We start from the raw sequence: 6,728 nt of genomic DNA, 5'->3' as shown, positions 1-6,728 counted from the left end.
GCCCCACCCGGTCGGACACCCCCGCCCGTCGGGCGGATATCCGGCGCGGGCGGGGTCCGCCGGGCGCTACCCTGGTGGCGTCCTGTCGTCGCTCACCATCCGAAGCTGGGAACCTCCACCACCATGGCTGCTGCATCGTTCATCTCCACCACCATCCCGTACGTCAACGCCAGGCCCCATGTCGGTCACGCCCTGGAGTTCGTGCAGAGCGATGCGTTCGCGCGGTACGCGGCCATGTCGGGGCGGGACGTGTACTTCCTCAGCGGATCGGACGAGAACAGCCTGAAGAATGTGCTGGCGGCGGACAAGGAGGGGATTTCCGCCCGCGAGCTGGTCGACCGCAATGTCGTCTTCTTCGAGAAAATGGTCGGCGACCTGGAGATCGACCTGACCCGATTCATCCGCACCAGCGTGGACGCCGACCACCTGGAGGGCGCGGCCGAGATCTGGCGCCGGATCGCCGCCGCCGGTGACCTCTACACCAAGGACTACGAGGGCCTGTACTGCGTGGGCTGCGAGCAGTTCTACGCCCCCGCCGAACTGGTGGACGGCAAGTGTCCCGAGCACCTGGTCGAGCCCGAGACGATCTCCGAGCGCAACTACTTCTTCCGCCTCTCCCGCTACCAGGACCGCCTGCTGGAGCTGCTGGAATCCGGTGAGCTGCGCATCGTCCCCGAGACCCGCCTCAACGAGGTCACCAGCTTCGTGCGCGCCGGCCTCGCCGACATCAGCATCTCCCGCTCGATGGAGCGTGCCCGGGGCTGGGGCATCCGGGTCCCCGAGGACCCCGAGCAGGTGATGTACGTCTGGATCGACGCGCTCACCAACTACATCAACGCCCTCGGCTGGACCCGCGGCGACGAGCACTACGAGCGCTTCTGGGAGAACGCCGAACACCGCGTCCACGTGGTCGGCAAGGGCGTCACCCGCTTCCACGCCGTCTACTGGCCCGCGATGCTGCTCTCCGCCGGACTGCCGCTGCCCACCGAGATCGTCGTGCACGGCTACATCACCGCCTCCGGCCAGAAGCTCAGCAAGTCCCTGGGCAACGTGGTGGACCCGACCGACCTGATCGACCGCTTCGGCACCGACGCCGTGCGCTACTTCCTGCTCGCCGACGTCTCCCCCTTCGGCGACGCGGACTTCAGCGAGGAGCGCCTGGTCCAGCGGTACAACACCGACCTCGCCAACGGCCTGGGCAACCTCCTCAGCCGGGTCACCAGCATGATCGTCCGCTACCGGGACGGCGCGGTGCCCGCTCCCGGCCCGGTGGAGCGCCCCGAGGAGGAGCTGACCGCCCAACTGCTGGAGAGCGACCGCGCGATGCACGCGGCGATGGAGGGCTACGACCACCGCGAGGCGCTGGCGAAGGTGTGGGACCTGGTGCGGCGCACCAACGCCTACGTGGACGAGCGCGCCCCCTGGCACCTCGCCAAGGCGGGTGACGACGCCTCGAACGCCGCCCTGGACACCACCCTGCACCACCTCGCCGGCGCGGTGCGGCAGATCGGTCGGCTGCTCCAGCCGTTCCTGCCCCGGCCGGCCGCCGCGGTGCTGGAGGCGCTGGGCAGCGATCCGGTCAAGGTGCCGGGAGCCGACCGCTGGCTGGAGGACCTGACCGGGACGCCGGTGAGCAAGGCCCGCGCGCTCTTCCCGCGCATCGAGGTGCCGGCCGAGGACTGATCGACGCCGTTCGCGACCGTCGCCCCGGGCCCCTCCCCTTGCGGGAGGGACCCGGGGCGACGGTGTGTCGGTCGGGCCTCGGTCGGGTGCCGGGCGGGGCGGTCTCAGGAATGCATCCGGGTGCCCTTCAGCGCCCGGTCCACGGCGTTGCGGGGGCCGTGGACGGCCAGGCCGACGAGGTCCAACCGATCGCGGGGCACACCCCGCACGGCGGCCCGGTTGTCCCGGTCGTTGCCGGTGGCGAAGAGGTCTGCGGTGAAGACCGCCACCGTCAGCCCCCGGTCCACGGCGCGTCGGTGCGCCGCGCGCAGCGCCTCCCCGTCGGCCTCCCGCACCACCACGGGCTGTCGGAACATCGCGGCGTACCGGGTGCCGTCGGCGTCCTCGTAGGGCTCGCCGATCAACCCGGGGTGGGCTCCGGCGAGACCGCCGGAGAGGAAGGCGGTGACGTTCAGGCGCTGCCAGACGGGCAGGTCCTCGCGGAGCACCACGGCGATGCGGGTGGCGCGGGGGTCGAAGCGGGCCGGCTCCTCGGCCGGTCCGGGAGCCGGCTCCCCGCGGGGCCCGGTGTCGGTGGGCCCGGTGTCGGTGACCCTGGTGTCGGTGCTCGTGGTGTCGGTGGGCGTGGCGTCGGTGGGCGTGGTGATCATGGCCCCAGCCTTCCCCGTGCCGGGGGACCCGGTCTTGTACGATCCTGACGTGCCGGGAAGGCCCGCCGGGGACCGTCGTTCCCGCCTCCTGTCCCGCAGCCCCGCCGTCGGGGGCGTGCGGGAGGTCCTCCGCGCCCATCTGGTGGACCACGCCTACCCCCTCCACGCCCACGACACCTGGACGGTGTTGCTGATCGACGACGGGGTGGTCCGCTACGACCTGGACCGCCGCACCCACGACGCGCCCACCCCCCTGGTGACCCTGCTGCCCCCGCACGTCCCGCACAACGGTGCCCCCACCACGCCGAACGGGCTGCGCAAGCGCGTGCTGTACCTGGAGGAGTCCCTGCTGGGCCGCGACCTCGTCGGCCCGGCGGTGGACCGCCCCGGCCTCCCCGATCCGCTCCTGCGCTCCCGCCTGCACCGCCTCCACCTGGCCCTGGCCCGGCCCGGTGAGGAGTTGGAGGCCGAGACCCGACTGGCCTTCGTCGTCGAGCGGTTGCGCACCCGGTGGCTGCGACCCTCCGCCGACGGGTCCGCGCCGGGCCCCCGGACACCGGTGGGGCCGGCCGACCGGCTGCGGGAGCTGCTGCACGCCCGGGTCCGCGAGGGGGTGACCCTGGCGGAGGCCGCCGACCTCCTCGGCGTCCACCCCACCCATCTGGTGCGGGCGTTCACGCGGCGCGTGGGGATGCCGCCGCACGCCTACCTGGTCACCCTGCGGGTGGACCTGGCCCGCCGGCTCCTGCTGGAGGGGTGCCCGCCGGCGGAGGCCGCGGTGCTCGCCGGTTTCCACGACCAACCCCACCTCACCCGGCACTTCCGCCGGGTGCTCGGGGTCCCGCCGGGGCGATGGCTGCGCGGGACCGGCTGAGCCGGTCGCCGGACCCGGCTCCGCCGCCCGGTGGGTGATCGGGCCGTCCCCGCTTCCGCCCGGTGTGGCAGCATGGCGTAACCGGCCCCGTCCGCGCGGTGGTGGAACGCCGGGGCCGGGACGACCGCGAACCCGAGCGGAGGGGCGGGCCCTTGACCAGCGAGCGCAGCACGCCACGACCGAGCCGTGAGGACATCGCCCTGCGCGCCCGGGCCCTCATCGAGCAGGAGGACCCCCGGCCGGCGCGGGTGGAACACCATCTCGCTCCCTACCTGCCCAAGGGCTCCTCCCCGGACCAGGCGCACTGGGCCGCCGCGGTCGCGGTGGCGGCCCTCGACGCCCACCCCGAACTCGACCGACGCCGCCGTCGGCAGCGGATCAGCAGCCGAACGGGGCGACCCATCGGCCGCACCGAGTGGGCGATCGCGATCGGTGTCCTGCTGATGATGACCCTCGTCCTCCTCGGGGTGGCCGGGGCCGCCCTCGTGTGGCTCTGGACCCTGGTGCTCTGAGCCCTCCCCCTTTCCCGCACCGCCGCGACCCCGGCGCCGTCCGTGAGGCCGGCTCAGTAGGGCTGCGGGATACGGCGCGGCATGAAGACACCGAGCGAGATCATCCCGAGCCCCAGGCCGAAGTGGAGCCAGTCCACGGCGGTGTTGAGCGGCACGAAGTTGGCGTCGCTGTCGTGGTCGATGACCATGCCGTAGATCCACAGCGCGATGTAGACCAGTCCGCCGCCGATCAGGTAGATCCGGGAGAGCGGCACGGTCCGGGCCATGACCAACCCCGCGACGCCGAAGGCCAGGTGCACCAGGTTGTGCAGGATGGATACCTGGAAGAGGTCGAACAGCATGGCCTCGGATCGGTGTCCGGCGAACTCGATGTCCTCGAAATTCGTGGTGATGCCGGGGACGAAGCCCAGGACCCCGATGACGAGGAACACCACCCCCACCAACAGGGCGGCGAGACTCACCGGTGCCCGACGGGTCCTCGTGGAACGCTCCTGGGATGCCATCTGTCGTGTCCCGCCTCTCGGATCGCCTTGGTGCCGACCCGTCCACGGGTACCCCCGCACCGCGAACCAAACCTCGGCCCCCGGCGGGGAGGCCCCGGAGCGGACGCGAACGGGCCCGCCGCCCCGGATGGAGGGGCGACGGGCCCGGGCTCGCGGCGCGGGGGTGGCCGTGGAGGGGCCGGTCAGACCCGTGCGGGTTCCCCGGCCGGTTCCTCCGGCTCGACGGGCTCGCCGGCGTCGGCGGCCAGCTTCTCCGCCCCCGCCCGCCCCGACGTGTCGGGGCGGGCCAACTTCTCGCCCTCGACGTCGACAGCGGGGACGATCCGGTCCAGCCACGCCGGCAACCACCAGGCGGAGCGGCCGATCAGGGCCAGCACGGCGGGCACGATCGCCATCCGGACCACGAAGGCGTCCAGGAGGACCGCCACGGCCAGGCCGAAGCCGATCGTCTTGATCATGGCCTCGGAGGAGCCGATGAAGCCCGCGAAGACGGAGATCATGATGATCGCGGCGGCGGTGACCACCCGCGCGCCGTACCGGAAACCGGTGACCACGGCCTCGCGCGGGGACTCGCCGTGCACGTACGCCTCGCGCATCCGGGTGACGAGGAAGACCTCGTAGTCCATCGCCAGCCCGAAGACCACGCCGATCAGGAAGATCGGCATCATGCTCATGATCGGCCCGGTGACCTCCACGCCGAGCAGCCCGGCACCCCAGCCCCATTGGAAGACCGCGACCACGGCGCCCAGGGCGGCCAGCACCGAGAGCAGGAAGCCGGCGGCGGCCTTCAGCGGCACCAGCAGGGAACGGAAGACGAGGACCAGGAGCAGGAAGGCCAGGCCCACCACCAGGGCCAGGTACGGCACCATGGCGTCGCTCAACTTCCGCGACATGTCGATGCCCATCGCGGTCAGACCGGTGACCAGCACGTTGTCGCCGGTCTCCGCGCGGATGGCGGTGACCAGGTCCTCGGTCTCGGTGCTGCTGGGACGGAAGGCGGGGATGACCGTCATCATCGCGGTGTCACCGGCCTCGTTGAAGACCGGCGGCACGGCGGCCACCACGCCCTCCGTGCCGGAGACCGTGGCGAACACGGCGTCCGCCTCGCCCTGCGGGTCGGCGACGGCACCGGTGTCCACGACCACCAGCAGGGGGCCGTTGAAGCCCGGGCCGAACCCCTCGGCGAGCAGGTCGTACGCCTTGCGCTGGGTGCTCTCCGGGGAGTGCGACCCCTCGTCGGGCATCCCCAGTTCCAGGCTCGCCACCGGTATCGCCAGCACGCCCAGACCGACGACGGCGGTGACCAGGACGACCACCGGCCGGCGCAGCACCAGCCGGGCCCAGCGGGTGCCGTGGTTCGGCTTCGCGGCCCGGTCCTTCGGGGTGTCGGCGGGGGCCGGGGCATCGTCCCCGGTGGGGTTCCCGGCCCGGGCCGCGAGGCGCTCGCGGCGGGGCAGCACCCGTTCCCCCGCGAAGCCGAACAGCGCGGGGGCCAGGGTGACGGCGATCAGCACCGCCACGATCACCGCGCCGGCGGCGGCCAGACCCATCTTGGTGAGCAGCGGGATGTTCACCACGACCAGGCCGGCGAGCGCGATGACCACGGTCAGGCCGGCGAAGACCACCGCCGAGCCCGCCGTGCCCACCGCCCGGCCGGCCGCCTCCTCGCGGTCGGGGGTGTCGGCCAGTTCGGCGCGGTACCGGGAGACGATGAACAGGGCGTAGTCGATGCCCACGGCCAGGCCCAGCATCACGGCCAGCACGGGGGTGGTGCTGTCGAACTCCAGCGGCGTGGCCAGGACGGTGATCACGGAGACCGCGATCCCGACGCCGATCAGTGCGGTCAGCAGCGGCAGGCCGGCCGCGATCAACGAGCCGAGGGTGATGACCAGGACCATCGCGGCGAGCAGCACGCCGATGATCTCGGCGGTGAAGCCGCCGATCTCCTGGAACAGCGCGTCGCCGCCGACCTCGACGGTCAGGCCGGCCTCCCGGCCGAGATCGGCCGCCGCCAGGAGGGCGTCGCGGTCGGCGTCCTCCAGCTCGATGCCCTTGACCGTGTAGGAGACCTGGACGTAGGCGATGTCGCCGTTGGGCCCGATCGCCCCGGTCTCGAAGGGATTGGCCACGGCCGCCACCCGCTCGGAGCCGGCGGCCAGTTCGGTGACCACGTCGGTGACGGCCGCGGCGTTCCCGGGGTCGTCCATCCGCTCGCCCTCCGGCGCCTTGAGGACCACCCGTGCGGTGGCCCCGTCGGCGGCCATGCCGGGGAAGCGCTCCTCGATCAGGTCGAAGGCCTCCTGGGCCTCGGTGCCCGGCATGGTGATGGAGGAGGAGGTGGAGGAGGGGGTGAGTGCCGCGCCGGTGCCGGCGGCGGCCAGCAGCGCCACCCAGATCAGGGCGATCAGGCGTCGCCGTCGGAAGGCGAACCTTCCCAACCGGTAGAGGAGTTGAGCCACGAGGTCATCCGTTTCCGTGAATCGGTGGAGAGGGGGCGGCCGAGGGG

6 protein-coding genes are annotated in these 6,728 nt (G+C 72.8%); 3 read left to right on the top strand and 3 right to left on the bottom strand.

Features of this window, described 5'->3' with window-relative positions; translation table 11 throughout:
• Window positions 1-36 precede the first annotated feature (36 nt).
• The gene (metG, locus tag FOE67_RS12205) at window positions 37-1,683 is read left to right on the top strand and encodes a methionine--tRNA ligase (RefSeq protein ID WP_182663479.1); all 1,647 of its coding nucleotides are present in this window, start codon (window positions 37-39) and stop codon (window positions 1,681-1,683) included.
• Window positions 1,684-1,787: 104 nt separating this feature from the next.
• On the opposite strand, the gene FOE67_RS12200 is transcribed toward metG, so the two are convergent.
• Complete coding sequence (locus FOE67_RS12200) at window positions 1,788-2,333, bottom strand: DUF2000 domain-containing protein (protein ID WP_182663477.1); 546 nt, start codon at window positions 2,331-2,333, stop codon at window positions 1,788-1,790.
• A 49-nt stretch (window positions 2,334-2,382) separates the two neighbouring features.
• Here FOE67_RS12200 and FOE67_RS12195 point away from each other — a divergent pair, with 49 nt between their 5' ends.
• Together FOE67_RS12195 and FOE67_RS12190 are read left to right on the top strand one after the other, a co-directional pair.
• Window positions 2,383-3,207: an AraC family transcriptional regulator gene (locus FOE67_RS12195; protein WP_323384807.1), complete on the top strand. Its 825-nt coding sequence runs from the start codon at window positions 2,383-2,385 to the stop codon at window positions 3,205-3,207.
• Between the two features lie 152 nt (window positions 3,208-3,359).
• Window positions 3,360-3,719, top strand: a complete 360-nt coding sequence (locus FOE67_RS12190) for a hypothetical protein (protein WP_182663473.1) — start codon at window positions 3,360-3,362, stop codon at window positions 3,717-3,719.
• A 53-nt stretch (window positions 3,720-3,772) separates the two neighbouring features.
• Here the strand turns inward: FOE67_RS12190 and FOE67_RS12185 are convergent, their stop codons facing one another.
• Together FOE67_RS12185 and FOE67_RS12180 are read right to left on the bottom strand one after the other, a co-directional pair.
• Window positions 3,773-4,222, bottom strand: a complete 450-nt coding sequence (locus FOE67_RS12185; RefSeq protein WP_182663471.1) for a DUF4383 domain-containing protein — start codon at window positions 4,220-4,222, stop codon at window positions 3,773-3,775.
• A gap of 182 nt (window positions 4,223-4,404) precedes the next feature.
• A complete protein-coding gene (locus FOE67_RS12180) occupies window positions 4,405-6,681 on the bottom strand; it encodes an MMPL family transporter (protein WP_182663469.1) in 2,277 nt (758 codons plus the stop codon).
• Window positions 6,682-6,728 lie beyond the last annotated feature (47 nt).

The organism is Streptomyces calidiresistens (assembly GCF_014141525.1).
GTDB lineage: Bacteria > Actinomycetota > Actinomycetes > Streptomycetales > Streptomycetaceae > Streptomyces > Streptomyces calidiresistens.
The sequence above is the reverse complement of the archived record's forward strand: the minus strand, read 5'-3'. Positions and strand labels throughout refer to the sequence as shown.